Below are 23,829 nucleotides of genomic sequence, written 5' to 3'. Positions count from 1 at the left end.
GGTGAGCGGGGAAGTACTGATGACTAGCGAGTGTGAGATGACGGCCACACACTAAACTGCCGTCCAGGCGAACACCGGAACGGCAGGAAAGTCAGCTTTGGCGAGCGGCTCTACCGCTCCACGAACGCCTTCTCAATCACGAAGTGCCCGGCTTGTTGCCGGAGCCCTCGATGAAATCGCGGCCTTCGAACATCACTTTCAGCTCTTCCAGCATCGCCGGGCTGCCGCACATCATGATGCGGTCGGTTGCGATGTCGAGCGGGCCCTGGCCGATGTCGTTGAAGATCTGCTCGGAGTTGATGAGGTCGGTGATGCGGCCGCGGTTGCGGAACGGCTCGCGGGTCACGGTCGGATAATAGACGAGCTTCTCCGACAGCAGCGGCCCGAACAGCTCATCTTCGCGCAAGCCGGCGACGAGCTTCTCGCCATAGGCGAGCTCGGAGACCTGACGGCAGCCATGCACCAGCACGATGCTCTCGAACTGGTCGTAGACCTCGGGGTCCTTGATCAGGCTCGCGAACGGCGCGAGCCCGGTGCCGGTCGAGAGCAGCATCAGCCGCTTGCCGGGGATGAGATTGTCGGTGATCAGCGTGCCGGTCGCCTTGCGGCCGACCAGGATGGTGTCACCTTCCTTGATCTTCTGGAGGCGCGAGGTCAGCGGACCGTCCTGAACCTTGATCGAGAAGAACTCGAGCTCTTCCTCGTGATTGGCGCTCGCCATGCTGTAGGCGCGCAGCAGCGGGCGGCCGTCGACCTCGAGGCCGATCATGGCGAACTGGCCGTTCTGGAAGCGGAAGCCGGTATCGCGCGTGGCGCGGAAGCTGAACAGCGTGTCGGTCCAGTGCTGGACGGAAAGAACCTTCTCTCGGTAAAACGCGCTCATGATTTTCGATATTCCGAATAATTGCGGTTTTAGGACAAAAGCGTCGCCCGGCCCCTGAAACGAGGCGGACACCATTTGCCATGGCGGAGGATTTCGCGTGTGTGATCTACGCCATTGAGACCAATAATCAACCTCGTTCCGCATGCAATTGATGCTGGTCAAACCGGCATTTGCGGCGGAAATGGTCAGATCATTAACGAATCTGCTGCCGGGCGCGCGCGGAGGGCAATTTCTTTTCCCTCCAGAGCTCGATTGCAGCACTTAATTTCCAGCGCGCTCGCGAGAATTTCATTAAGAATAGCTCTGATTTTCACCCCGGTTTGGCGCCGTTTCCCGCATTTTTGCGGCTTTTGGCGACAGGAACGACTGAAGCACATGGCAGGCGGCGAACGCATGTTCATCCAGGCGATCCGGCGCTATTGCGCGAACCATGGCATCGCGGTCGACGTCCGCTCCAGCGGCTGGCTGATCGCGATGCGCCGGGACGGGACGCACCGCTTCGCCTTCGGCTACGACATCGGCCTCAACAGCGCCATCGCCCACCGCCTCGCCAACGACAAATCAGCCACCGCCGAGGCGCTGGCGCTGGCGGACGTGCCCTGCGTTCCCCATCACCTCTTCCTCAATCCGAGCATGGGCGTGCACGTCGCCGGTGCCCATTGGCGTGAAGCGATGCTGGCGCTGCTCGCGCAACATCCGCAGGGCGTCGTGGTGAAGCCGAACGAGGGGACATCGGGCCGCGCGGTGTTCAAGGCGACGAACCGCGACGAACTCGATCGCGCCGTGACCGAGGTTTTTTCATCGAGCCTCGGCCTCGTGATCGCGCCTTATGTCGAGATCGAGGACGAGGTCCGCGTGATCCTGCTCGATTGCAGGCCGATGATCGTCTACCGCAAGGAGCGCCCGTCGGTCGTTGGCGACGGGGAGCATACATTGCGTGAACTCGCCACTCGGGCAGGACACGACAGTCAGCTCCGCGAACTCACCGCGCACGAGGTGAACGCGATCGTCCCGACGGGCGAGCAGCGCATCCTGAATTGGCGGCACAATCTCGACGCCGGCGCACGGCCGGTTCTTCTGGAGGATGGTGAGGTCAGCGCGGCCTGCGCAAACCTCGCCATCGACGCCGCCAACGCGATCGGGATCACCTTCGCCTCGATCGACGTGGTCCGCGTCGAAGGCGAGTGGCGTGTGCTGGAGATCAACTCTGGCGTGATGATGGAGGCGCTGGCGAAGCTGCATCCGGAGCTGGTGCAGGCGACGTACGATGCGGCGCTGGATCGAGTGTTTGAAAATTAGCAGCTGCGAACCCGCTGCACCCTCTCCCCTTGTACAAGGGGAGAAGGGAAGGCAGCGAGTTTGCGGCGCGACGCGAGCGATTAATTATTCGCGCTCGCCGAATCGTCCATCGCCTTGAACGCCTCTTCGAGCTGCAGCGAAATCGGCACGTTCAGCCGTTCGCCGGTCGGAAGCCGCGCGGTGAACCATTTGTTATAGAGCGGGATGAGGTCGTGGTTGGAGCCGAGCTTGCGGAAGGCGCGCTCGACCAGGGCTGAGAGCTGCGGCTCGCCCTTCCTGAACATGATGCCGTAGGGATCGTAGGACAGGTAATCGCCGGTAACGCGGAACTTGTCCTGCGCCTTGTGGCGCACGATCAGGCCGGAGAGCAGGATGTCGTCGGTCGCGAACGCATCGGCCTTGCCGTCGACGAGCATCTGGTAGGACTGCTCGTGATCGGCGCCGACGGCGATGTTCAGCCCCAAAGAGAACTTCTTGTCGGCCGCCCGTATCGCCTGCTCGTTGGTGGTGCCCTTCGTCACCACGATGGTCTTGTCCTTCAGATCGGTCAGCGACTGGACGCTGGACGCCTTCGGCACCATCAGCTTGGTGCCGGCGACGAACATCAGGGGCGAGAACGCGACGCGCTTGCCACGCTCGGCATTGGCCGTGGTCGAACCGCACTCCAGGTCGATCTTGTTCTGCAGCACCGCATCGATGCGGTCATCCGAGGTGACCTTGACGTAGTCGATCTTCAGATTGGGATCGTCGACCTCGACGCCGATCTCCTCGACGATGGCCTCGCAGAGCTCGAGGCTGTAGCCGATTGGACGGTTGGCTTGATCGAGGAAGGAGAACGGCGGCGAGCTCTCGCGATAGCCGAGCCGCACCGTGTGGCTGCTCTTGATGGCCGACAGCGTCGGGCTAAGCCCTTCGGTGCCTGCGCTCTGAGCCAAGGGGCCGGTTGCCAGCAGACACGCTGCCAGTAACAGGCTGCCCGAAATCGCCGTTGAAAGGCGCATGACGCACTCCCGTCAATGGCCGGCCATCGCGGGCACTTCGCCGGGCACCATGTCGCCGGGCACGGCCTCGCCCGGTCCCAACGCGTGCTCGGGCCCGAGCTCGCCCTCCCACTTCGCGACCACCGCGGTCGCGAGCGAGTTGCCGATCACGTTGGTGGCGCTACGGCCCATGTCGAGGAAGGTGTCGATGCCCATGATCATCAGCAGGCCCGCCTCAGGAATGCCGAACTGGGCGAGCGTAGATGCGATCACCACCAGCGAGGCACGCGGCACGCCGGCGACGCCCTTCGAGGTGATCATCAGCGTTGCCAGCATGGCGAGTTGCGTCGCAAGCGACATCTCGATGTGGTAGGTCTGCGCGATGAAGATGCTGGCGAAAGTGCAGTACATCATCGTGCCGTCGAGGTTGAAGGAGTAGCCGAGCGGCAGCACGAAGCTCGAGATCCGCGACGAGGCGCCGAAGCGGTTGAGCCCCTCCAGCGTCTTCGGATAGGCCGCTTCCGAGCTCGCGGTCGAGAACGCGATCATCAGCGGCTCACGGATCAGCCGCAACAGATGGCTGTATCGCGGCCCGATCACGATGAAGCCGACGATGACCAGAATGCCCCACAGGAGCAGAAGCGAGAGATAGAAGCCGCCCATGAAGACGATGAGCTTCCAGAGCACCAGCAGGCCGTTCTTGGCCACGGTCGCTGTGATGGCGGCCCACACCGCGAGCGGCGCGAACAGCATCACGTAGCTGGTGACCTTGAGCATGATGTGGGAGATGTCGTCAATCAGTGCCAGGATCGGCTTGGAGCGCTCGGGCATCGCGCCCATCGCTACCGAGAAGAACACGGCGAAGATCACGATCTGGAGGATTTCGTTCTGCGCCATCGCGTCCGCGATCGAGGTCGGGATCAGATGGGTCAGGAATTTCTCGATCGAGAAGGCCGAGATGGGAAGGCCGGTCGCCTGCGCCTTGTCAGGCAGCGTGCCGGGGAAATTCGCGCCGGGCTGAAGCAGATTGACCATGATAAGGCCCAGCATCAGCGACACGAAGGAGGCGCTGATGAACCAGCCCATGGTCTTGGCGAAGATGCGTCCGAGCTTGGCGCCCGAGCCCATATGGGCGATGCCGCCGACCAGGGTCGCGAACACCAGCGGCGCGATGATCATCTTGATCAGGCGCAGGAACATCATGGCGATCAGGTTGATGGACGAAGCCCAGTCGGCTCGCGTATCGGGCAGGAAGTTGTAAATCGCCGAGCCCATGACGATGCCCAGCACCATCGCGGCCAGAATGTATTGCGTAAACCTGTTGGACATAGTTTACCCCCGCGTACACCGGCGCTTCATGATGTCGCAGATGCGACGACGAAGCAACACGCTTGGCGTGCACTAGCGACGGCGAGATGTTCCCGTTGCGAAACTGAAGGCGGCGATCTAGCTTTCACGCAGCGCACAACGAATGTGGCCTGCACGTTTTCCTTGCTGCGGCTGCATCAATGACCGTCAAACACGCTAGGAGGGAAACGCTATGAGCGGCAGCATCAATCGCCAGATCCTTCTGGTTGAAAAGCCCAGCGGCAAGCTCGGTTCCGAACACTTCAAGATGGTCGAAGGCGCGATGCCTGAGCCGAAGGACGGCGAGGCCTTGCCGCGCGTGCGCTACATCTCGCTCGATGCCGCCAACCGCGCCTGGATGCACGGCGCGACCTATCGCTCCGCGGTCGAAGCCAACAGCGTGATGGCCGGCGGCGCCATCGCCGAGGTCGTCAGCTCGAAAGCGCCGGATCTTGCGCCCGGCGACATCGTGTTCGGCGACACCGGCTGGCAGGAGTTTGCCGCGGTGCCGGCGAAGCATCTCACAAAAATGCCGAAGCTGGAGCCGATGACGCATCTGCTGAGCGTGTTCGGCATTGCCGGCCTCACCGCCTATTTCGGCTTGCTGGAAGTCGGCAAGCCCAAGGAGGGCGAGACCGTCGTGGTTTCGGCGGCCGCAGGCTCGGTCGGCTCGATCGTCGGTCAGATCGCCAAGATCCGGGGATGCCGCGTGGTCGGCATCGCCGGCGGCGCCGACAAGTGCAGCTGGCTGACCTCCGAGCTCGGCTTCGATGCGGCCGTCGATTACAAGGACGGCGCGGTATTCAAGGCGTTGCGTGCGGCCGCGCCGAAAGGCATCGACGTCTATTTCGACAATGTCGGTGGCGACATTCTCGAAGCCTGCCTTCCGCAGATGAACAATTACGGGCGCATCGCCTGCTGCGGCGCGATCTCGCAATATGACGGCGTGCCGTCGGCGCACGGCCCGCGCGGCGTGCCCGGGCTGATCGTGGTGAATCGGCTCGTCATGCAGGGCTTCATCGTGATGGACTACATGAAGGAGAGCCCGCGTGCGCTCGCCGACCTGCAAGCCTGGGTCAAGTCCGGCAAGCTGAAGGTGCAGGAAGATATCATCGATGGATTGGAGAACACCCCGAAAGCGCTGATCGGATTGCTTGCGGGCGAGAACCGCGGCAAGCGCATGGTCAAGCTCTGACGACGTGGTTTCGTCGCAACTGCACCGGCATATTCTACTTGCGGTAGCTGGCAAAGCGGCCAATGATGCCGCACGCGAGGCATTATTCGCGACAATACATTTGCATCACATTGATTTTCCGTCGGCGTTCCCGACAGGGCAGGATCACTCAGATGTTCAACACGTTGAAACATATTTCGACGCGAAAAGCGCTGCTGGCGGCGGCACTCTTCGCAGCTGCAACAAGCGCATTCGCGCAGATGCCAACCGACGCGCAGAAGGCCGCTATCCGCTCTTCGTGCCGATCAGACTACGAGGCGCATTGCGCCAGCGTCCCGCCCGGCGGCGAAGCATCGTTGCAATGTCTCCAGAGCCACATGTCCAGCCTGTCATCGGGATGCCAGAGCGCTGTGCGCGCGATCGAGCCTGCGGCCGTGCCAAAGACCGAAGCCGCGCCGGCCAAATCTGAACCTGCGAAGACCGAGACGGCTCCTGCTGCCGCTGAACCGGCGGCCAAGCCGGCCGCCGCAGCCGCCCCCAAGGCCGCGGCGCCAAAACAGCCGAGCAGCGCCCAGGTCGCGGCGGTCAAGAGCGCCTGCCGCGCCGACTATCCCAAGGTCTGCGCCGGCGTACCGCCGGGCGGCGCACCCGCGCTCGAATGCCTGGAGAAGAGCAAGGCGAAGGTGTCGGCCGCCTGCGCCAAGGCCGTGAATGCCGCGTCCGGCGGCGGCGCAGCAGCAACGGCAGCGCCTGCAGGCGCAGCTCCTGCGGCAGCGGCACCGGCGACTGCGCCTGCCGTGATCGTTCTGCGCCCGTTGCGGCCGCGCGAGGAGCTGTTCATCGTCCGATCGGCTTGCGGCGCCGACATCCGCACGCTGTGCGCGGGCGTCCAGCCCGGCGGCGGCCGCATCGTGCAATGCATCGCGAGCAATACCGCAGCGCTGTCGCCGGCCTGCAAGGACGTGCTGGCGCCGTTCGCGGCGCGATGAGGCGCCGGGCGTTTGCGCGCCAAACGCGGATCGATAATCGGCGGCCGCGTGTGAATGAATTTTCGCGCGCCTGCCGCGACAAACCTTTTGCCGATATGCGATTTCAATCATGTCCAGACCGGGAGAAAGACATGCGTTCACTGCTGCTCATCGCTTCCGCGCTCCTCGCCTTCTCGGCGACCATGACGTTCGAGGCCACCGACGCCAACGCGGTCGTGTGCGCCCGCGGCGTCTATCGCGCCGGCTGCGCCGGGCCGAACGCCGCTGTCGTCGTCCGCAAGCCAGTTCCGGCGGTCCGCTGCACCACCGTGCTGGTGAACGGGGCTTGGGTGAAGCGCTGCGTCTGACGCGTGGATGGCCAAGCCCGCACGGTTTGGCTATGTTCCCCTGATGGTTTCGGGCACACGCCATACGCGTGTCCGAGAGCGAGCTGCGGCGCGCCTCACCTTGCCGATAATTCCGCTGGCGCCGGACGCCGGAGCACATTAGTCTGCCCCTAAATAGTAAGTATACTGTCAATTACGGAGGCAAACGTTGCGGATCGCCGTGATCGGCGGAGGGCCCGGCGGGCTCTACTTCGCCTATCTCTGGAAGAAGCGGCACCCCGAGGATCAGGTCGACCTGTTCGAACAGAACCCGGCCGACGCAACCTGGGGCTTTGGCGTCGTGTTCTCCGACCAGGCGCTGGAATTCCTGCGCGCCGACGACCCCGAAACGGTCGACGCGATCGCACCGCATATGGAAAGCTGGGAGAACATCACGCTCAACCTGCACGGCGATAGCGTCGCCATCGACGGCGTCGGCTTCTCCTCGATCGGACGGCTCGAGCTCCTCAGGTTCCTGCAACAGCGCGCGCTCGATGCCGGCGTCACCGCGCGCTTCGACACGCCAATTCAAGCGATCGACCAGCTCAACGGCCATGACCTGATCGTCGCCGCCGACGGCCTGAACTCGCTGGTGCGCCGCGCTTTCGAGGGCGATTTCGGCACCTCGCTGTCCTACTCCTCCAACAAGTTCGTCTGGTACGGCACTTCGAAGTACTTCGACACGCTGTCGCAGACTTTCGTCGAGACCGACCGCGGCGCCTTCAACGCCCATCACTACCGCTACTCGCCGACCATGAGCACGTTCCTGGTCGAATGCGACTACGCGACCTGGCAGGCCTATGGCTTCGCCTACAAGGACGTCGAGCAGTCCAAGGGCGTTTGCGAGGAGGTATTTGCAGACACGCTCGGCGGCCACTGCCTCGTCTCCAACAAATCGGTCTGGCGCAACTTTCCCTGGGTCTGGAACGAGCATTGGTCCTTCAAGAACATGGTGCTGATCGGCGACGCCCTGCACTCGGCGCATTTCTCGATCGGCTCGGGCACGCGGCTCGCGATCGAGGACGCCATTGCGCTGGTCAAGGCGCTGGAATCGGACGCGCATCTTTCGACCGCGCTGCTTCGCTACCAGGCCGCGCGCAAACCTGTCGTGCAGAAGCTCGTCGACGCGGCCCGCACCTCAGCCTGCTGGTACGAGAATTTCGCCGAGCACATGAAGCTCGATCTGATGGACTTCGCCTACAGCTACATCACGCGGTCCGGCCGCATCGACGATTCCCGGCTGCGAGCGATGTCGCCGGCGTTCATGGCGCGTTACGAGGCCGCCAAGAACGGCGGGGATGCGGAATGACCAACGAGATTCGCGACCAGGTGCCCGCCAACAGCCCGGGCGCGCGGGAGATCGGCTTCGCCGTTCCGCAAGTCTACAACGCCAGCCGCGTGCTGTTCGACAATCTTGCCAAAGGCCGTGGCAACAGGCTCGCGCTCATGGGTCCAGCAGGCACGCGCAGCTATGCCGAGCTCTGCGTGGACGCTAGCCGCTGGGGCAACGGCTTTGCATCCCTCGGTCTGACGCGCGGCGACCGCGTGCTCCTGTTCCTCGATGACACGCCGGCCTATCCCGCAGCCTTCTTCGGCGCGGTGCGCGCGGGCTTTGTGCCGCTCCTCATCAACACGCTGACGCCGCCGGACCTGCTGCAATTCTACCTCGCCGATTCCGGCGCGGCCGTTGCGGTCGCGGACGCCGAGTTCTGCGCGCGCTTCAACGCGGACGCCTGCAAGGACACGAACCTGCATACGCTGATCGTCGTGAATGGCGCGGTGGACGATCACGCCGCACCGGACGCGATCGCCGCCGCAAGTTGGCTCACGCAATTCCCGACCGAGCTCACCGAAGCCCCGACGCATCGCAACGAGATGGCGTTCTGGATGTATTCCTCCGGCTCGACCGGCCGGCCCAAGGGCATCGTGCATCTCCAGCACGACATGGCCTATAGCGAAGTCGCCTTTGCGCAGAACGTGTTGAAGCTGACGCCCGGCGACATCTGCTTCTCCGTGCCAAAGATTTTCTTCGCCTATGGCTTTGGCAACTCCGTCACCTTCCCGTTCTCGGCCGGTGCCACGACGCTGCTGCTGCCGGGGCAGCCGAAGCCCGCAACGATCTTCGCGGCGATCGAGCAATACAAGCCGACAGTCTTCTTCGGCCTGCCGACGCTCTACACCTCGCTAACCAAGGCCGAGGGCGCACAACTGACGAACTTCTCGTCGCTGCGCATGGCGCTCTCCGCAGCCGAAGTGCTCTCGGCCGAAGTCTTCAACGGCTGGAAGACGCTCACCGGCCTCGAGATCGTCGAAGGCCTCGGCTCGACCGAGGTGCTGCACATCTATCTCTCGAACCGCCCCGATCGGAAGAAGCTCGGCGCCGCCGGCCTGCGCGTGCCCGGCTACGAAGTCGCGCTTCGCGACAAGGACGGCCGCGACGTCGACGACAATGAAGAAGGCATCTTGTGGGTGCGCGGCGATTCCAACACGCCGCTGTACTGGAACCGGCCGGACAAATCCGCCGAGACCATCCGCGAGGGCGGCTGGATCTACACCGGCGACCGTTTCGTCCGCGACAGCGACGGCTTCCACTTCTTCCGCGGCCGCGCCGACGATCTCATAAAAATCTCCGGCCAGTGGGTCTATCCGCTCGAGGTCGAGCTGTGCCTCGCCGACCACCCCGACATCCGCGAATGCGCGGTGTTTGCCGCCGAACTGCCGGATCGGCGCATGACGTTGAAGGCGGTCGTGGTGATGAATAATCGCGCCGTCGACGAGAGCGAGGCGGCGCGCATGCTGCAAGACTACGTCAAGGGCAAGCTGCTGCCCTACAAATACCCGCGCGAGGTGATCTTTATCGACGAGCTGCCGAAGACGGGTACGGGGAAGATTGACCGGCAGGCGTTGTTGAGGATGTGAGGGGGAGTAGCAAGCGTGAAGGACGCAGAGTCCTAGCACACCCTCAGTGTCGCCCCGGCGAAAGCCGGGCCCCATAACCCTAGGGAGGCGTGTGGCGCACACTGCTAACCACGAGCCTTCGCCAAACTACTCCCTGTGGTTATGGGTCCCGGATCTGCGCTCCGCTGCGCTTGTCCAGGACGACGAGAGTGTGTGAGGCCGAGTCTTCTCCTCACCCCGCCTTACCCAGATGCTCAAGCGCATCCTCGGCCCGCAGCGGCACACGCGACGCCTCGTTGTTGAGATCGACGAGTTGCACCAGAAGCCCCATCAGCACCTTGCGGTCGGCGGGTTTGAGCGGCTCCAGCATGCGCGCCTGGGCACGCTCGACGACGGGGATGATCTCGCGCAGGATCGCCGCGCCTGATTTGGTCAGGTAGAGCAGCTTGATCCGCTTGTCCTCGGGCGCCGGCTTTCGCTCGATATAGTCCTTGACCTGAAGCCGCTCGATCACGCTGCCGAGCGTGGAGCGGTCGAAGGCGATCACGGCCGATAGCCGCGTCGCATCGATGCCGGGATGAGTGTGGATTGCGATCAGCGCCGCATATTGCACCGGCGTCAGGTCGAACGCCTTGCACTCCTCCATGAAGATCGAGACCGCGATCTGCTGCATGCGCCGGAACAAATAGCCCGGCGCGGCATAGACCGCGTCCATCGTGATCGGAGGAAGCGGCTTACTCGGCATCGGGCTGCTTCTCCGGCGCGGCATTGGCGAAGCCCGGCAGCGCCTTCGCCGCGGCTTCCGCCTTGAGCAGGCGGGGATAGGCCGTCACATCCACGCCGAAACGTCGCGCATTGGCAAGCTGCGGCACCAGGCAGAGATCGGCGAGCGTCGGCGCATCACCAAAGCAGAACGGGCCGGGCTCATGCCTGACCAGCGTCTCGCAGGCAGATAGCCCCTCGCGGTTGACCCACGCCGCCCACTCCTGGACCTTCTCCTCCGCCAGGCCGAGTTCGCGCAGCCGCGCCAGCACCTTCAGGTTCTGCACCGGATGGGTGTCGCAGGCGATCGCGAGCGCGAACGCCCTCACCTTTGCGCGCCGCAGCGGATCTTTCGGCAGCAGCGGCGGGTTGGGATGGGTCTCGTCGAGCCATTCAATGATCGCGACCGACTGGGTCAGCACCGCACCTGCATCATTCTCCAGCGCCGGCACCAGGCCTTGCGGGTTGATGGCGAGATAGGCGGGCGCGCATTGCTCGCCCTTGCGCAAGTGATGCGGCAGGTGCTCGGCGCCAAGGCCCTTGAGATTTAGCGCGATCCGCACGCGATAGGCGGCGCTGGATCGGAAATAGCCGTGCAACTTCATCGAGACCTCCCTGTTATTCGTCATTCCGGGGCGCGCCGGGAGGCGCAAGCTATGATGCGCAATTGCGCATCTGAGAATCCATACTCCCGATCGTGGTTATGGATCCCGGGCTCGACGCTGGCGCGTCGCCCCGGAATGACGACGGCCTTGTATATCGTTCGTCAGGTTGACGCTACCTAGATCGTGAGTATACTGTCAATTAACAAAGCGAACGGGAGGCGCACCATGGAAGCCGTGACCAAGACGCCGGAACGCGAGGCGTTCTACAAGAAGATCGACGGCGAGAATCTCACCGCGCTGTGGACGGTGATGAGCGACCTGATCACGCCGGAGCCGAAAAGCGCCTGCCGGCCTCATTTGTGGAAGTTCGACGTCATCCGCGATTACATGACGGAAGCCGGCAAGCTGATCACCGCCAAGGAAGCCGAGCGGCGCGTGCTTGTGCTGGAGAACCCGGGCCTGCGCGGCCAGTCCAAGATCACGACGTCGCTCTATGCCGGCGTGCAGATGGTGGTGCCCGGCGACGTCGCACCCGCGCACCGGCACTGCCAGTCGGCGCTGCGCTTCGTGCTCGAAGGCAAGGGCGCCCACACCGCGGTCGACGGCGAGCGCACCGCGATGGAGCCCGGCGACTTCATCATCACGCCGTCGATGACATGGCACGATCATTCCAACGAGACGAGCGAGCCGATGTTCTGGCTCGACGGCCTCGACATTCCTCTCGTCCAGTTCTTCGACTGCTCCTTTGCGGAAGGCTCGAAGGAAGACCAGCAGAAGATCACCAAGCCCGCCGGCGACAGCTTTGCCCGCTACGGCCACAATCTGCTGCCGGTCGACGCGAAGCGGAGCTCGAAGACCTCGCCGATCTTCAGCTACCCTTACGCCCATACGCGCGAGGCGCTGGAAAAGGCCAGGACGCGCGAGGAGTGGGACGCCTGCCACGGGCTAAAGCTGAAGTTCAGCAACCCCGAGACCGGCGACTTCGCGATGCCAACCATCGGCACCTTCATCCAGCTACTGCCGAAGGGTTTCAAAACCGCGCGCTATCGCTCGACCGATGCGACCGTGTTCTGTCCAATCGAGGGCAAGGGCCGCACCCGCATCGGTGATCAGACTTTCGAGTGGGGCCCGCGCGATCTGTTCGTGGCGCCGAGCTGGCAATGGGTCACGCACGAGGCCGAAGACGACGCGGTGCTGTTCAGCTTCTCCGACCGCCCGGTGCAGCAGAAGCTCGACCTGTTCCGCGAGGATCGCGGGAACGCGTGAGGAGCTCGCAGGGTGGGCAAAGGCGCACTTGCGCCGTGCCCGCCATTGCCCGACACTGAGATAGACGCGGTGGGCATGCTTCGCTTTGCCCACCCTACGGCTGCGGTGATTGCAGCTACCGCCAGTGCAGCAGCCGCGTCTCCAGCCAGCCGATCACCTTCCCCACCGCCAGCCCGAACACCGACAGGATCACCACGCCCGCGAGCAGCTGATCCGTCTGCATCAGATTGCCCGCCTGCAGCACGAACGCGCCGATACCGTACTGCGCGCCGATCATCTCGGCGCTGACGACGAGCAAGAGCGCGACCGAGGCCGTGATGCGGAAGCCGGCGAGGATCGCGGGCAATGCGCCCGGCCAGATCACCTTGCGCACGATGGTGGTGAAGGGAACGTTGAAACTCTGCGCCATGCGGATGAGGTTGCGCGGCACGGCATCGACGCCGCTATAGACCGAGATCGCCGTCGAGAAGAACACACCTAGCGCAATGGTCGCAATCTTCGGTTCTTCGCCGATGCCGAGCCAGAGGATCAGGAGCGGCAACAGCGCGATTTTCGGGATCGGGAACAGAGCCGAGATGAAGGTGATGCCGACGCTGCGCGCGAGCCGCGACAGGCCGATGGCGAAGCCGACAGCAACACCGGCCGCCGTTCCCAGTAACCAGCCGACGCCGATGCGCAGCAGCGATGCGGACAGATGCTGCCAGAGTGCGCCTGACATCGCGAGCTCGTAGATCGCCCGTGCGATGGCCGAAGGCGCCGGCAGGAACAGCGGATTGACGAGGCCGGCGCTGCCGGCCGCCTGCCAGATCGCGATGACGAGGGCGAGCGCGATCCAGCCGCCGAAGCGGCTGCTGGCAGGCACGAAGCCTGCGCCACGAAAGCGGACGCGCCGGGTCGCTTCGTCCTTTGCAAGTGTTTCCGGCACCGACGAGCGATCAAGCATGCTGGACCTCGCGTTCGGCATCGATCGCCTCGTTGCGGATCAGCGACCAGATCTGGTTCTGGAGCGAGAGCAGTTTTTCACGCGCTGCCGCCTCGCCACGCGCCGCCCGCGTCATCGGCACGGTCACGACTTCGCGAATGCGCCCCGGCCGGCGCGACAGCACCACGATGCGGTCGGCCAGGCGCGCGGCCTCTTCGAGATTGTGGGTGACATAGACCGCGCCCATGCCGCCGTCCGCGAGCAGGCGGACGAAGTCTTCCATCAGGAGCTCGCGCGTCTGCGAATCCAGCGCCGACAGCGGCTCGTCCATCAGCAGAATGGCTGGCTTGACCGCGAGCGCGCGCGAAATGCCGACGCGCTGGCGCATGCCGCCCGAGAGCTGTTTGGGGTAGGTCGCGCGAAAATCGGTCAGGCCGGTGCGGCGCAGGGCATCGTCGACCAGCGCGCGGCGCTGCGTAGCCGAGAGCTGGGTATGCAGCAGCGGGAATTCGACATTCTCCTCGACCGTCGCCCAGGGCAGCAGCGCAAAATCCTGGAACACGAAGGTGAGCGGATTGAGACTATCCGCCGGCGGCGCGCCGCGCAGCTCGGGCGCGCCCGAGGTCGGCTGCATCAGCCCGCCGAGAATCGACAGCAGCGTGCTCTTGCCGCAGCCCGATGGCCCGACAATCGCCACTACCTCGCCGGCGCCGACCGTGAAGGAGATGTCGTCGAGCACGGCGAGATCGCCGAAGCGATGGGTGATGTGGTTGGCGATCAGGTCCATCGGCTGCCCCCTGCTCTCGATCCGTCATCCTGAGGAGCCGCGAAGCGGCGTCTCGAAGGATCGACGGCCCGGATGCCGCCCGGCCGTGCATCCTTCGAGGCTCGCTTCGCGAGCACCTCAGGATGACGGGTTTGGAAAGGCGCGCGTAGCATCAATCTGCCTTCACATAATCCTTGGCAATGATCGCATTGGCATCAAAGCCCTTGTCGGCGAAGCCCTGCTCCTGGAGCCATTTGATCTGGTTGTCGACGTTCTTGACGTCGAGCTTGCCGTCGGGATCGATATAGGCGCAATTGCCGACCACCTGCTCGACCGGCAGGTTGGTGTACTTTGCGATGATCTCCAGCAGCGGTTTTGTCTGCTCGTTGATCGGCGCAACGCCGTCCTTCATCGCGGCGAGGATGACGTCGTGATATTCGCGATCGGCCTTTGCGAGGGCGACGAGCAGCTTCGTCACCAGCGCCTTGTTGGTCAACGTCTTCGGCGAGGCGAACACCGCGCCCAATTGCCAGGGCGTTTCGTCGCCGACCCAGCCCAAAAACTTCGCGCCGCCCTCATCCATCAGCTTTCGCGCGGTGGAGACAGGAAGCAGCGCCGCATCGACAGTCTCGCCCTTCAGCGCAGCGGCCGCGTTCGACAGCGATTGCAGCGGCACGATCTTCACGTCCGCGAGCTTGAAGCCGTATTTGTCGGCGAGCAGGCCGAGTGAATAGTGGAAGCTTGATCCGACCTGCGTCACCGCGACGCGCTTGCCCGCGAGATCCTTCGGCGTCTTCAGCCCGGCGGCATAGGCATTGTTGCTGGCGAAATAGCCGATCAGAGGATAGCCGGCCTTCTCGCGGCTCATGCCGCCGATCACCTTCAGCACGCCCTTGCCGGCGAGATTGTAGAGGCCGGCGGTGAACGCGGTAACGCCGAAATCGACGTCGCCCGAAGTGGTCGCAACCGCGATCGGCTGCGCCGCATCAAAGAACTTCAGCTCGACGTCGAGGCCGGCCTCGCGAAAGTAACCCTTGTCCTGTGCGATGAAGACGGGCGCGGAGGACGACAGGCGGAGCACGCCGATCTTGGCCTTCAGCATGTCCTCGGCCTTCGCCGTTCCCATCGCCATGATCGCCACCAGGCCCGCAAGCGCGAGCCGCGCAATTCCGATCATCCCGTCTCCTCCGTCGTTTCTCTCGGTCGTTCTCTTGCAGTCCGTTACAGGCCCTCGGGCACGGGCTGGTCCCGCCCGATGAAGGCGCCCTGTTGTTTCAACGTTTCCTGCAATTTTTCAACCGGGATGTCACGTAGGTTCCGGTTTCCGGAGAGCGCCAGCCCTGCTGCGGAACCGGCCGCCTCCCCCATCACGAAGCAGGCACCCGAGACCCGCGCCGCCGACTGGCCCTCATGGGTCATCGAGGCGCAGCGGCCGGCGACCAGGAGATTGTCGACGCCCTCGGGCAGCAGCATCCGGTAAGGCAGCTCATTATAGCCGCGCGATTCCGGAATCGGCGGGAAGGTGAAGACGACATCGCCGGGAACATGGGCCTCGATCGGCCAGCCATTGACGCCGATCGAATCCTCGAAAGAGGCACAGCCGAGCACGTCCTCGCCGCTGAGCTGGTAGCCGCCCTTGATGCGGCGGGTCTCGCGGATGCCGAGCTGCGGCGGCAGGTCGACGATGTAGGACTTCTCGAAGCCCGGCACGGTGCGCAGGAATTCGAACGCGGCGAGCGCCTGCTTGCGGCCCTCGATCTCGCCGCGGGTGAGATCGTCGGGCTCGATGCCGTTGATGGCATGGCCATCCTCGCGCGCCACCTGGGTAAAGTTCACCCGCCATTCGATGCCGGACTTTTGCGGCCGCACGATCGCGCTCTTGCGCGGGAATTTGTGCGTGCCGGCGGCGATGGCCTTCTCCATCAATTGCGGGATCGTGCGCCAGGCATCGCCCGCCTTCTCGGGATCGATGCCGTTGAGGCGGAGCATCATCGATGGATAGAGCGGATGACCGTGTTCATCACCGACCTCGAACGGCGCGCCGGCCCAGACCGCGAGATCGCCGTCGCCGGAGCAGTCGATGAATATTTCCGATCGCACAGCCTGCCGGCCGGCCTTGGTCTCGACCATCAGCGCGTCGATGCGGCGGTCACCGCCCATCACCACGCCGGCGCCGAGCGCGTGGAACAGGATGTGCACCTTGTGGCTCGCCAGAAGCTCGTCAGCCGCAATCTTGTAGGCGGCGGTGTCGTAGGCCTGGGCAAAGACCTTGCCGAGGATCAGATGCGGTGCGTTGAGGCCGTTCAAGTGGTCGATCCGCGCCAGCAGCTCGGACGCCATGCCCTGGACCAGCCGGTGGGCCTGGCCATAAACATTGCCATGCAGGCCGCAGAAATTGGTGACGCCGGCAGCGGTGCCCATGCCGCCAAGGAAACCGTAGCGCTCAATCAGCAGGGTCCGCCGCCCCGCCCGCGCGGCGGAAGCCGCCGCCACGATGCCGGCCGGTCCGCCGCCGAGAACGACGACTTCATATTCGCCGTAGAGCGGCACCTTTCGTGCCGGTTCTTCAATCATCGTGGCCCGCATGGCGCATCCACTCCTAAAATCCTTTGCTTGAGACGACTATGAATTAACGCGGGCCGGGCTACAATCCACCAAAATATGCGATCAGCTTTCTCGAATCGCGAAAGGTCGAGATGGACATTCTGGTGAACCTTCAGGCGTTTCTCGCTACCGCGGATGCGGCCGGCTTCTCCGCAGCCGCGCGAAAGCTCGGCGTCTCGACCTCGGTCGTCGCAAAACGCGTGACACAGCTGGAGGCGCGGGTTGGGACGCCGCTGTTTCATCGCTCGACCCGGCAATTGCGACTCACCGAAGCCGGGCAGCGCTACGTGCATCGCGCGCGCGGTGTCGTCACCGATGCCACAGACCTTCTCTCCCGCATGGGCGAGAAGGGCCACGATCTCGTCGATCACCTCCGCATCAAGGCGCCGACCTCGCTGACGGTGGCGCACCTCGCCGAGGCCTTCAGCGCGTTTCAGACACAGAACCCGCGGCTGAAACTCGAGATCATCCTGATCGATCGTCCCGTCGATCCCGTCACCGAAGGCTTTGACATCGCCATCGGCGCCTTCCCGCATTCGTTCGGCGGCGTGGTCGACGAGCCGCTGTGCCCGCTGAAGCGATTGCTCTGCGCTTCACCGGCCTATTTGAAGAAGCACGGCACGCCAAAGCATCCGCGCGATCTCGTCGATCATCGCTGCCTCAGTTTCCTGCCGACCGGCCCCGAATGGATTTTCGACGGACCACGCGGCCGCATCAGCATCCAGGTCAGCCCGCTGCTCTCCTCCAACGAGGGGCATGTGCTGGCGCGCAGCGCGATCGCCGGTAACGGCATCGCACTGTTGTCAGACTATCTGGTTGCTGATGCGCTGTGCGACGGGACGCTCAAGCCGGTGCTGCGCGATTTCCCAATTCCCGAGCTGTGGATCAAAGCTGCGATCCCCGAGCGGCGACGGAATGCAGCCGCGGTGCAGGCATTGCTCACCTTGCTGAAAACGTCACTCGCACCGTCGCTGTAAACCTTGTCGCTACTCGTCACAGCACGGCGTTGCTCTCGCATGACGGACCTGAGAGAAGGGCGTTAACTGCGAGATGGTCGTAGCCCGCATGAGCGAAGCGATATGCGGGATCGCTCGCGGCATTCCCGGATATCGCTTCGCTCATCCGGGCTACACGCCGTCCGTCTCTCTGCAGCCATCGCGCGCGAAAGAAGCTGACCGCAGTTTCTAACGCTCAGCCTTTTCCGCTGCCCCAGTTCGCGGCCCGCTTCTCGGCGAACGACGCCAGTCCTTCCGCCGCCTCCGCGCTCTGGCGCTTGACCGAATGCAGGTGAACGAGCCGCTTGTACGCGGCATCGTCCACGGCCATTCCGCCGAACGAGCTTTCCAGCGCGAGACGTTTGGTCTCGGCCATCGCCTCCGGTCCATTGGCGAGCAGTTGCTCGACTACCTTGGCGCCGGCGGTCTCGAGATCGGCAAGCGGCACGACGTCGTGGACGAGACCGATGCGGCGGGCGTCTTCGGCGCCAAAGCGCTCGCCGGTCAGCGCGTAGCGGCGCACCTGGCGCACGCCGATCGCGTCGCAGAGCTGCGGTATGATGATGGCGGCGGTCAGGCCCCAGCGCACTTCGGTGATGGAGAACAAGGCATTGTCCGCCGCGATCACGACATCGCAGGCCGCGATCACACCGGTGCCGCCACCAAAACAGCCGCCCTGCACCAGCGCGACCGTCGGGATCGGCAAGGTATTGAGTCGCTGCACGGCCTCGAAGGTCGCCCGCGACGCCGCCTCGTTCGCCTCTGCCGATTGCGGCCGCACGCCGTTGATCCATTTGAGATCGGCGCCGGCCTGGAAGTGCTTGCCATTGCCCCGGAGCACGACGACGCGAAGGTTGGGCTTCTTGCCGAGATCATCCATAGCCGCAAGCACGCCCGCGATCAGCGCGCTGTCATAGGCGTTGTTGACCTCCGGCCGGTTCAGGGTGACGGTCGCGACCCCGCGCGCATCGAGGGTCCACAGGACGGGGCTGGCGGTCATCGGCGTTCCTCCGGTCAGTTTTGTTTGCCGCGCACTATGGCCGATCCCGCTCGCCCCGATCCATATCTTTCCGGCGTGGGGCGGTCGCGCCCATCGCATGGCGGCTTGTGTCATGCTGGCGCCGGGCGGCAGCCAAGGGATTAGAGACGGGACATCACATGCGCATCTGCATTTTCGGCGCGGGCGCCGTCGGCAGCCACATTGCGGTACGGTTGGCGCGCGCCGGCCATGAGGTCTCGTGCGTGATGCGGGGAGCGCATCTGGAGGCGGTCCGCGCGGGTGGCCTCAAGCTGCGCGTCGGCGATTCCGAGGTCTCAGCCAAGGTGAACGCCTCGGGCGATCCGGCCCAGCTCGGCCCGCAGGACGTCGTGATCAGCACGCTGAAGGCCACCGCGCTTCAGGGGCTGGTCTCTAGCATCAAGCCGCTGCTCCAGGACGACACCGCGATCGTGTTCGCACAGAACGGCATTCCCTGGTGGTACGGCATCGGCCTGCCGCCGCGGCACCCCACCCCGCCCGACATTTCCTTCCTCGACCCGGGCGGGCGCCTGCGCGCCTGCATCCCGAAGGAGCGGATCATCGGCGGCGTGATCTTCTCCTCCAACGAAGTCGTCGCGCCGGGCATCGTGCAAAACCTCACGGCGGACCGCAACCGCGTGCTGATCGGTGAATGCGACGACCGCAATTGCGAGCGGATTACGAGACTTCGCGGCGTGCTGAACGACGCACGGCTGGAATCGCCGCCGGTGGCTGAGATCCGCGAAGCGATCTGGTCAAAGCTGTTGACCAACATGTCGCTGTCGGTGCTGTGCCTGCTGACGGGCCAGACCGCGCGCGGCGTGCGCGACGACCCCGCCTTTGCCGAGGTCATTCCACGCATGCTGAACGAGGCCAACGACATCGCGCAGCACTTCATCCCCGAGGTCAAGCGCGTCACGCGCGGCGGCCCCGCCCCCAACCACAAGCCGTCGCTGCTGCAGGATTACGAGCTCGGCCGCACCATGGAGATCGACGTGCTGGTGAAGGCGCCAGCCGCTTTCGCGCGCACTGCCGGCCTGTCGACGCCGACGCTCGATCTTATTGCCGCGCTCGCGATCCAGAAGGCGCGCGACAAGGGGCTTTATGCCGCTTGAGTTTCAGGCGAGCGCGTCGATCCAGGCGGCGAGGGCATCGAGCACCTCTGTAAGGGCCTCCTCGTTGGAGCGGCCGGACTTTTTTAGCACCGCGAAAGAGTGGTCACCGCCTTCGACCTCATGCAGCGTCGCTTTCGGACCGAGCGCCTCGATGACGGGCTTGAGATGGCCGAGGTCGGCAAGCCCATCGCGCGTGCCTTGCAGGAACAGCATGGGGATTGCGATGCTGGCGAGGTGCTCGGCGCGCTCGGTCGACGGCTTCTTGTCGGCATGCAAGGGAAAGCCGAGGAACGCCAGCCCCTTCACACCTGGCAACGGCGCCTTTGACTGTGCCTGCGATGTCATGCGCCCGCCAAAGGATTTTCCGCCTGCGACCAGCTTTAGTCCGGGGCAGAGCCGCGCCGCCTCTTCGACCGCTGCGCGGATGGTGGCGTGCGCCACAGCCGGCAGGTCGGGGCGACGCTGCTTGTTCTCCATATAGGGGAAATTGAAGCGCAACGTCGCAATACCGCGGTCCGCAAGGCCCGCGGCGACTTTCTCCATGAACGAATGCCGCATATCGGCCCCGGCGCCATGCGCCAGAACGTAGCAGGCGCGCGCATTGTCCGGCTGCGTCAGGATCGCCGAGACCGTGCCGATGCGCTCGATGTCGAGCTTGAGCTCTTGAGTTTTGACAGCCAATGTCAGACATCCCAACAGATGCGAACCCGGCCGCCTTGGTAGCGTCACCGGCGCAGCCTGAAAACACAATAATTGCCGCGGCCGGCTAGCCTACCAAGCCGGCAAGCCGCACCAACCGAGGTAATCATGTCCTACCGCTCCTCCTGGATGACCGAAGAGCTCGACGTTTTCCGCGACCAGTTCCGGAAATATCTTGCCAAAGACCTGGCGCCGCACGCCGAGAAATGGCGCGAGCAGAAGATGGTCGACCGGTTCGCCTGGCGCGGGCTCGGCGAGATGGGCGCGCTGCTGGCAAGCGTGCCCGAGGAATATGGCGGGCTGGGTGCGACCTTCGCCTATGATGCCGCGGTGCTGGACGACCTCGAAAGCACGGTGCCGGAGCTGACGACCGGCGTCTCCGTGCACAGCGCCATCGTCGCGCACTACATCCTCAATTACGGCTCGGAGGAGCAGAAGAAGCGCTGGCTGCCGAAGATGGCCTCAGGCGAGATGGTCGGCGCCATCGCCATGACCGAGCCCGGCACCGGCTCCGACCTGCAGAGCGTCAAGACCACGGCCAAGAAGCAGGGCAATTCCTACGTCATCAACGGCCAGAAGACCTTCATCACCAACGGCCAGGCCGCCGATCTCGTCATCGTGGTCGCACGCACTGGAGATGTCGGCGCCAAGGGCATCTCGCTGATCGTGGTCGAGACATCAGGCGCGGACGGTTACAAGCGCGGGCGCAACCTCGACAAGATCGGCCTGCACGCCTCCGATACGTCAGAGCTTTTCTTCGACAATGTCACGGTGCCGCCGGAAAACCTGCTCGGCAAGGAGGAAGGCCAGGGCTTTGTCCAGCTGATGCAGCAATTGCCCCAGGAGCGCCTCGCGCTCGCGGTCGGCGCCGTCGCCTCGATGGAGCGCGCGGTGAAGCTCACCACCGACTACACCAAGGAGCGGAAAGCGTTCGGCAAGCCGCTGATGGACTTCCAGAACACCGCCTTCACGCTCGCCGAGCGCAAGACCGAAGCCATGATTGCGCGCGTCTTCGTCGACTGGTGCGTCGAGCGCCTCGTCGCCAAGGACCTCGACACCGTCACCGCGTCGATGGCGAAATACTGGTGCTCGGAGAAGCAGGTCGAGACCGCCGACGAATGCCTCCAGCTGTTCGGCGGCTACGGCTACATGCAGGAATACCCGATCTCGCGCATCTTCATCGATTCCCGCATCCAGAAGATCTATGGCGGCACCAACGAGATCATGAAGCTGTTGATCGCGCGGTCGCTGTAGGGTCTTGCCGCTTCGAGACGCCCGGGCGCAGCGGTCAAACTCTCCGCTGCGCCTTTTTCTTTTGGAATTCGGCCGAACGCCTTGTTCAGCTCACCGCGGGAATAGCCGCTCGCAGGCTGGGAGATCCCCCCAATGAGCGGAGGAAAGTCACCGCTGTGCTCCTGCACCCATCAATCCCATAAGCGGCATCAAGGGTCCGACCGGGAGGTACTGGTAATCCATCAAATTTTCTTTTGAGAGCGGCAGGGTTTCCATGACTGCTCGCGCCTCATCTTCGGTCTTCGCGTCGATCAGGAAGACAACGCCCCTGCCATGCGAGTACCACTGGCGGATTTTTCCATCGAGATAGAGCTTCACGGTCTCCCGAATCTCGGACGGCATGATGGCCATGATCTGTTGGCGGGTTACGCCCGGCTTGGCAGTCAGAATAACCATCACCTCGGTGGTTTTGGGGACGACCGCGGAGGCGCTTTGGGTTTGATCCTGAGCTTGGCCTTGGGCTTGGGCTTGCCCGGACTGTGATTGCGCTACGGCCGCGACCGGAAGCGCTGCAGCGAGAAGTGGGATTATGAATTTCATCGGCTCACCTCGTTCAGTCTGGTTAGGTTCTCGGGTTGATCGTTCATGTGACTCTTTGAAATGGCGGCGCAAACGGGCGATGCCATTTGCCTAGAGTTCGCTGGTTGCCGGCAGACGACGAAGGAAGTCGATCATGGCGGCGCTGACCTCCGCAGCGCGCTCCTGCTGGGTCCAATGTCCGCAGCCTGGCAGCATGATTGGTGGCCGGAGCTTTGGAACGAATGACGACTGCCTGGCAATGTCCTGTTGAAACACGGCGGCAACGAAGTCGCGGTCGCCCGCAATGTAGAGCGCCGGAACGGTGACTGCCGCTCCATCAAAGGCGGCCATCAGATCCCAGCTGCGATCGATATTGCGCCACCAGCTCAGGGGACCACGCAACCCGCTCCGCGTGAATGCCTCGACATAAACATCGACGTCGGACTCGGTGACCCAGCCCGGCAAGGACGCTGGTTCGGATAAGAGAGCGCCCTTCCGGGGCATCATCCCGGCAGGAAACCCTCCGCCCGCGGATGGCGGTTTGTCGCCCGAGAGCGCGTAGAACTGCGCACGAAACGTTCGACGCAGGTCGCGCCCCAGGGCCGCCTCAGCCTCGGGGCTCTGGAGGAAGAGCTGGTAGAAGACCGCGTGCTCGTCCCGCGGCATGAGCGTCGTCGGCGGCACCGAGCCGCCAAACGCCCGCGGCCGGAACGGCGCGCTGAGCGCGATGACAGCACGGAATCGGTCGGGGCGCAGAAGCGCGGCTTGCCATGCTATCGGGGCGCCGATGTCGTGACCGGCGATCACCGCCTGCTTGGCACACAAGGCATCGACGAGACCCACGATGTCGCCGATATCATGGAGAATGGTGTACTTCTCCACCTCCTCCGGACGGTCGCTGCGCCCAAAGCCACGCAAGTCGGGCGCCACCGCACGGAACCCAGCCTTCGCCAGCGCCGGGAGCTGATGCCGCCAGGAATACCAGCACTCAGGAAAGCCGTGACAGAGGATGATGAGCGGGCCGGTCCCCTGTTCGGCGACGTGCAAGCGGAGACCGTTCGTCTCGATCATCCGATGCGTCACCTCGGGCATCGCCGAATCCACCCAGGATGTCGGCTCTGGACCAGCCCCGCCGGGCTCGGTAGCAGCGGCGTCAAACGGCTTCGCGAGAGCTGCGCCGACCGCGAGCGCGCCGCCCACCCACACCATGTCGCGTCGGGAAAACATCGCGTTTCGCATTGTGTTGCTCCCTTGATGCCGCGCATCTGGATGCCTCGGTCAGGCGCATATACGACTGCTTCCAGCGAGCGACTATTCGCTGTAATGTTGA

Annotated in this window: 22 protein-coding genes and 1 pseudogene; 10 read left to right on the top strand and 13 right to left on the bottom strand. The window is 64.1% G+C overall.

What is annotated here, in order from left to right:
• Positions 1-110 precede the first annotated feature (110 nt).
• Positions 111-883, bottom strand: a pseudogene (locus AC629_RS08750) (ferredoxin--NADP reductase).
• Positions 884-1,258: 375 nt separating this feature from the next.
• Here AC629_RS08750 and AC629_RS08745 point away from each other — a divergent pair.
• Entirely contained in the window at positions 1,259-2,182 is a 924-nt protein-coding gene (locus AC629_RS08745; protein WP_084804274.1) for an ATP-grasp domain-containing protein, read from the top strand.
• Positions 2,183-2,262: 80 nt separating this feature from the next.
• Here the strand turns inward: AC629_RS08745 and AC629_RS08740 are convergent, their stop codons facing one another.
• Both AC629_RS08740 and AC629_RS08735 read right to left on the bottom strand, forming a co-directional pair.
• Positions 2,263-3,183, bottom strand: coding sequence for an amino acid ABC transporter substrate-binding protein (locus AC629_RS08740; RefSeq protein WP_084804273.1), 921 nt, complete (start codon positions 3,181-3,183; stop codon positions 2,263-2,265).
• Between the two features lie 12 nt (positions 3,184-3,195).
• Complete coding sequence (locus AC629_RS08735; protein WP_084804271.1) at positions 3,196-4,491, bottom strand: dicarboxylate/amino acid:cation symporter; 1,296 nt, start codon at positions 4,489-4,491, stop codon at positions 3,196-3,198.
• Positions 4,492-4,702: 211 nt separating this feature from the next.
• Here AC629_RS08735 and AC629_RS08730 point away from each other — a divergent pair, with 211 nt between their 5' ends.
• The 5 genes from AC629_RS08730 to AC629_RS08710 all read left to right on the top strand — a co-directional run bounded on the left by AC629_RS08730 (position 4,703) and on the right by AC629_RS08710 (position 9,956).
• Complete coding sequence (locus AC629_RS08730) at positions 4,703-5,704, top strand: NADP-dependent oxidoreductase (protein ID WP_084804269.1); 1,002 nt, start codon at positions 4,703-4,705, stop codon at positions 5,702-5,704.
• Between the two features lie 152 nt (positions 5,705-5,856).
• Positions 5,857-6,672 (top strand): cysteine rich repeat-containing protein, encoded by an 816-nt coding sequence (locus AC629_RS08725; protein WP_084804268.1) that lies wholly within the window; start codon positions 5,857-5,859, stop codon positions 6,670-6,672.
• Between the two features lie 131 nt (positions 6,673-6,803).
• Positions 6,804-7,019: a hypothetical protein gene (locus AC629_RS08720; RefSeq protein ID WP_084804266.1), complete on the top strand. Its 216-nt coding sequence runs from the start codon at positions 6,804-6,806 to the stop codon at positions 7,017-7,019.
• Between the two features lie 187 nt (positions 7,020-7,206).
• Complete coding sequence (locus tag AC629_RS08715; protein ID WP_084804264.1) at positions 7,207-8,346, top strand: FAD-dependent monooxygenase; 1,140 nt, start codon at positions 7,207-7,209, stop codon at positions 8,344-8,346.
• Positions 8,343-9,956 (top strand): benzoate-CoA ligase family protein, encoded by a 1,614-nt coding sequence (locus tag AC629_RS08710; protein ID WP_084804263.1) that lies wholly within the window; start codon positions 8,343-8,345, stop codon positions 9,954-9,956. The genes AC629_RS08715 and AC629_RS08710 overlap by 4 nt, the downstream gene beginning before the upstream one ends.
• Positions 9,957-10,167: 211 nt before the next feature.
• On the opposite strand, the gene AC629_RS08705 is transcribed toward AC629_RS08710, so the two are convergent.
• Together AC629_RS08705 and maiA are read right to left on the bottom strand one after the other, a co-directional pair.
• Positions 10,168-10,680, bottom strand: a complete 513-nt coding sequence (locus AC629_RS08705; protein ID WP_084804261.1) for a MarR family winged helix-turn-helix transcriptional regulator — start codon at positions 10,678-10,680, stop codon at positions 10,168-10,170.
• Positions 10,670-11,302, bottom strand: coding sequence for a maleylacetoacetate isomerase (gene maiA, locus AC629_RS08700; RefSeq protein WP_084804321.1), 633 nt, complete (start codon positions 11,300-11,302; stop codon positions 10,670-10,672). The genes AC629_RS08705 and maiA overlap by 11 nt, the downstream gene beginning before the upstream one ends.
• 225 nt (positions 11,303-11,527) lie before the next feature.
• Here maiA and gtdA point away from each other — a divergent pair, with 225 nt between their 5' ends.
• The gene (gtdA, locus tag AC629_RS08695) at positions 11,528-12,568 is read left to right on the top strand and encodes a gentisate 1,2-dioxygenase (protein ID WP_084804259.1); all 1,041 of its coding nucleotides are present in this window, start codon (positions 11,528-11,530) and stop codon (positions 12,566-12,568) included.
• 115 nt (positions 12,569-12,683) lie between these two features.
• Here the strand turns inward: gtdA and AC629_RS08690 are convergent, their stop codons facing one another.
• The 4 genes from AC629_RS08690 to AC629_RS08675 form a co-directional block, all read right to left on the bottom strand.
• Positions 12,684-13,511, bottom strand: coding sequence for an ABC transporter permease (locus AC629_RS08690; protein WP_084804257.1), 828 nt, complete (start codon positions 13,509-13,511; stop codon positions 12,684-12,686).
• The gene (locus AC629_RS08685) at positions 13,504-14,277 is read right to left on the bottom strand and encodes an ABC transporter ATP-binding protein (protein WP_084804256.1); all 774 of its coding nucleotides are present in this window, start codon (positions 14,275-14,277) and stop codon (positions 13,504-13,506) included. Before AC629_RS08685 ends, AC629_RS08690 begins: the two co-directional genes overlap by 8 nt.
• Before the next feature lie 151 nt (positions 14,278-14,428).
• Complete coding sequence (locus AC629_RS08680) at positions 14,429-15,433, bottom strand: ABC transporter substrate-binding protein (RefSeq protein WP_084804254.1); 1,005 nt, start codon at positions 15,431-15,433, stop codon at positions 14,429-14,431.
• Positions 15,434-15,477: 44 nt separating this feature from the next.
• Positions 15,478-16,842 (bottom strand): FAD-dependent oxidoreductase, encoded by a 1,365-nt coding sequence (locus AC629_RS08675; protein WP_084804252.1) that lies wholly within the window; start codon positions 16,840-16,842, stop codon positions 15,478-15,480.
• Positions 16,843-16,952: 110 nt separating this feature from the next.
• Between AC629_RS08675 and AC629_RS08670 the strand changes: the two genes are divergently transcribed.
• Positions 16,953-17,837: a LysR family transcriptional regulator gene (locus tag AC629_RS08670; protein ID WP_084804250.1), complete on the top strand. Its 885-nt coding sequence runs from the start codon at positions 16,953-16,955 to the stop codon at positions 17,835-17,837.
• Between the two features lie 214 nt (positions 17,838-18,051).
• Here the strand turns inward: AC629_RS08670 and AC629_RS08665 are convergent, their stop codons facing one another.
• On the bottom strand, positions 18,052-18,855 hold the full coding sequence (locus tag AC629_RS08665) for an enoyl-CoA hydratase-related protein (RefSeq protein WP_084804248.1): 804 nt from the start codon (positions 18,853-18,855) through the stop codon (positions 18,052-18,054).
• Positions 18,856-19,013: 158 nt separating this feature from the next.
• Between AC629_RS08665 and AC629_RS08660 the strand changes: the two genes are divergently transcribed.
• Positions 19,014-19,988, top strand: a complete 975-nt coding sequence (locus AC629_RS08660) for a ketopantoate reductase family protein (protein WP_084804246.1) — start codon at positions 19,014-19,016, stop codon at positions 19,986-19,988.
• 3 nt (positions 19,989-19,991) lie between these two features.
• Here AC629_RS08660 and AC629_RS08655 read toward each other — a convergent pair whose 3' ends face one another.
• Positions 19,992-20,669: an alpha/beta hydrolase family protein gene (locus AC629_RS08655; protein ID WP_084804244.1), complete on the bottom strand. Its 678-nt coding sequence runs from the start codon at positions 20,667-20,669 to the stop codon at positions 19,992-19,994.
• Between the two features lie 126 nt (positions 20,670-20,795).
• On the opposite strand from AC629_RS08655, the gene AC629_RS08650 reads away from it, so the two are divergent.
• Positions 20,796-21,941 carry an acyl-CoA dehydrogenase family protein gene (locus tag AC629_RS08650; RefSeq protein ID WP_084804242.1) on the top strand — a complete coding sequence of 382 codons (1,146 nt, stop codon included), beginning with the start codon at positions 20,796-20,798 and terminating at the stop codon, positions 21,939-21,941.
• Between the two features lie 147 nt (positions 21,942-22,088).
• Here AC629_RS08650 and AC629_RS08645 read toward each other — a convergent pair whose 3' ends face one another.
• The gene (locus tag AC629_RS08645; protein WP_245331762.1) at positions 22,089-22,520 is read right to left on the bottom strand and encodes a hypothetical protein; all 432 of its coding nucleotides are present in this window, start codon (positions 22,518-22,520) and stop codon (positions 22,089-22,091) included.
• A 90-nt stretch (positions 22,521-22,610) separates the two neighbouring features.
• Positions 22,611-23,738 carry an alpha/beta fold hydrolase gene (locus tag AC629_RS08640; RefSeq protein ID WP_245331761.1) on the bottom strand — a complete coding sequence of 376 codons (1,128 nt, stop codon included), beginning with the start codon at positions 23,736-23,738 and terminating at the stop codon, positions 22,611-22,613.
• Positions 23,739-23,829: the final 91 nt, after the last annotated feature.

Source organism: Bradyrhizobium sp. NAS80.1 (assembly GCF_001908205.1).
Taxonomy (GTDB): Bacteria; Pseudomonadota; Alphaproteobacteria; order Rhizobiales; family Xanthobacteraceae; genus Bradyrhizobium.
Note: the sequence above shows the minus strand (reverse complement) of the source record. Positions and strands in the feature narration are given on the sequence as shown.

What these genes read in the sequence shown, in the direction of transcription:
- AC629_RS08745 (WP_084804274.1), top strand. Translation starts at nt 1,259, where the DNA reads ATGGCAGGCGGCGAACGCATGTTCATCCAGGCGATCCGGCGCTATTGC.
- AC629_RS08740 (WP_084804273.1), bottom strand. Translation starts at nt 3,183, where the DNA reads ATGCGCCTTTCAACGGCGATTTCGGGCAGCCTGTTACTGGCAGCGTGT.
- AC629_RS08735 (WP_084804271.1), bottom strand. Translation starts at nt 4,491, where the DNA reads ATGTCCAACAGGTTTACGCAATACATTCTGGCCGCGATGGTGCTGGGC.
- AC629_RS08730 (WP_084804269.1), top strand. Translation starts at nt 4,703, where the DNA reads ATGAGCGGCAGCATCAATCGCCAGATCCTTCTGGTTGAAAAGCCCAGC.
- AC629_RS08725 (WP_084804268.1), top strand. Translation starts at nt 5,857, where the DNA reads ATGTTCAACACGTTGAAACATATTTCGACGCGAAAAGCGCTGCTGGCG.
- AC629_RS08720 (WP_084804266.1), top strand. Translation starts at nt 6,804, where the DNA reads ATGCGTTCACTGCTGCTCATCGCTTCCGCGCTCCTCGCCTTCTCGGCG.
- AC629_RS08710 (WP_084804263.1), top strand. Translation starts at nt 8,343, where the DNA reads ATGACCAACGAGATTCGCGACCAGGTGCCCGCCAACAGCCCGGGCGCG.
- AC629_RS08705 (WP_084804261.1), bottom strand. Translation starts at nt 10,680, where the DNA reads ATGCCGAGTAAGCCGCTTCCTCCGATCACGATGGACGCGGTCTATGCC.
- maiA (WP_084804321.1), bottom strand. Translation starts at nt 11,302, where the DNA reads ATGAAGTTGCACGGCTATTTCCGATCCAGCGCCGCCTATCGCGTGCGG.
- gtdA (WP_084804259.1), top strand. Translation starts at nt 11,528, where the DNA reads ATGGAAGCCGTGACCAAGACGCCGGAACGCGAGGCGTTCTACAAGAAG.
- AC629_RS08690 (WP_084804257.1), bottom strand. Translation starts at nt 13,511, where the DNA reads ATGCTTGATCGCTCGTCGGTGCCGGAAACACTTGCAAAGGACGAAGCG.
- AC629_RS08685 (WP_084804256.1), bottom strand. Translation starts at nt 14,277, where the DNA reads ATGGACCTGATCGCCAACCACATCACCCATCGCTTCGGCGATCTCGCC.
- AC629_RS08680 (WP_084804254.1), bottom strand. Translation starts at nt 15,433, where the DNA reads ATGATCGGAATTGCGCGGCTCGCGCTTGCGGGCCTGGTGGCGATCATG.
- AC629_RS08675 (WP_084804252.1), bottom strand. Translation starts at nt 16,842, where the DNA reads ATGCGGGCCACGATGATTGAAGAACCGGCACGAAAGGTGCCGCTCTAC.
- AC629_RS08670 (WP_084804250.1), top strand. Translation starts at nt 16,953, where the DNA reads ATGGACATTCTGGTGAACCTTCAGGCGTTTCTCGCTACCGCGGATGCG.
- AC629_RS08665 (WP_084804248.1), bottom strand. Translation starts at nt 18,855, where the DNA reads ATGACCGCCAGCCCCGTCCTGTGGACCCTCGATGCGCGCGGGGTCGCG.
- AC629_RS08660 (WP_084804246.1), top strand. Translation starts at nt 19,014, where the DNA reads ATGCGCATCTGCATTTTCGGCGCGGGCGCCGTCGGCAGCCACATTGCG.
- AC629_RS08650 (WP_084804242.1), top strand. Translation starts at nt 20,796, where the DNA reads ATGTCCTACCGCTCCTCCTGGATGACCGAAGAGCTCGACGTTTTCCGC.
- AC629_RS08645 (WP_245331762.1), bottom strand. Translation starts at nt 22,520, where the DNA reads ATGAAATTCATAATCCCACTTCTCGCTGCAGCGCTTCCGGTCGCGGCC.
- AC629_RS08640 (WP_245331761.1), bottom strand. Translation starts at nt 23,738, where the DNA reads ATGCGAAACGCGATGTTTTCCCGACGCGACATGGTGTGGGTGGGCGGC.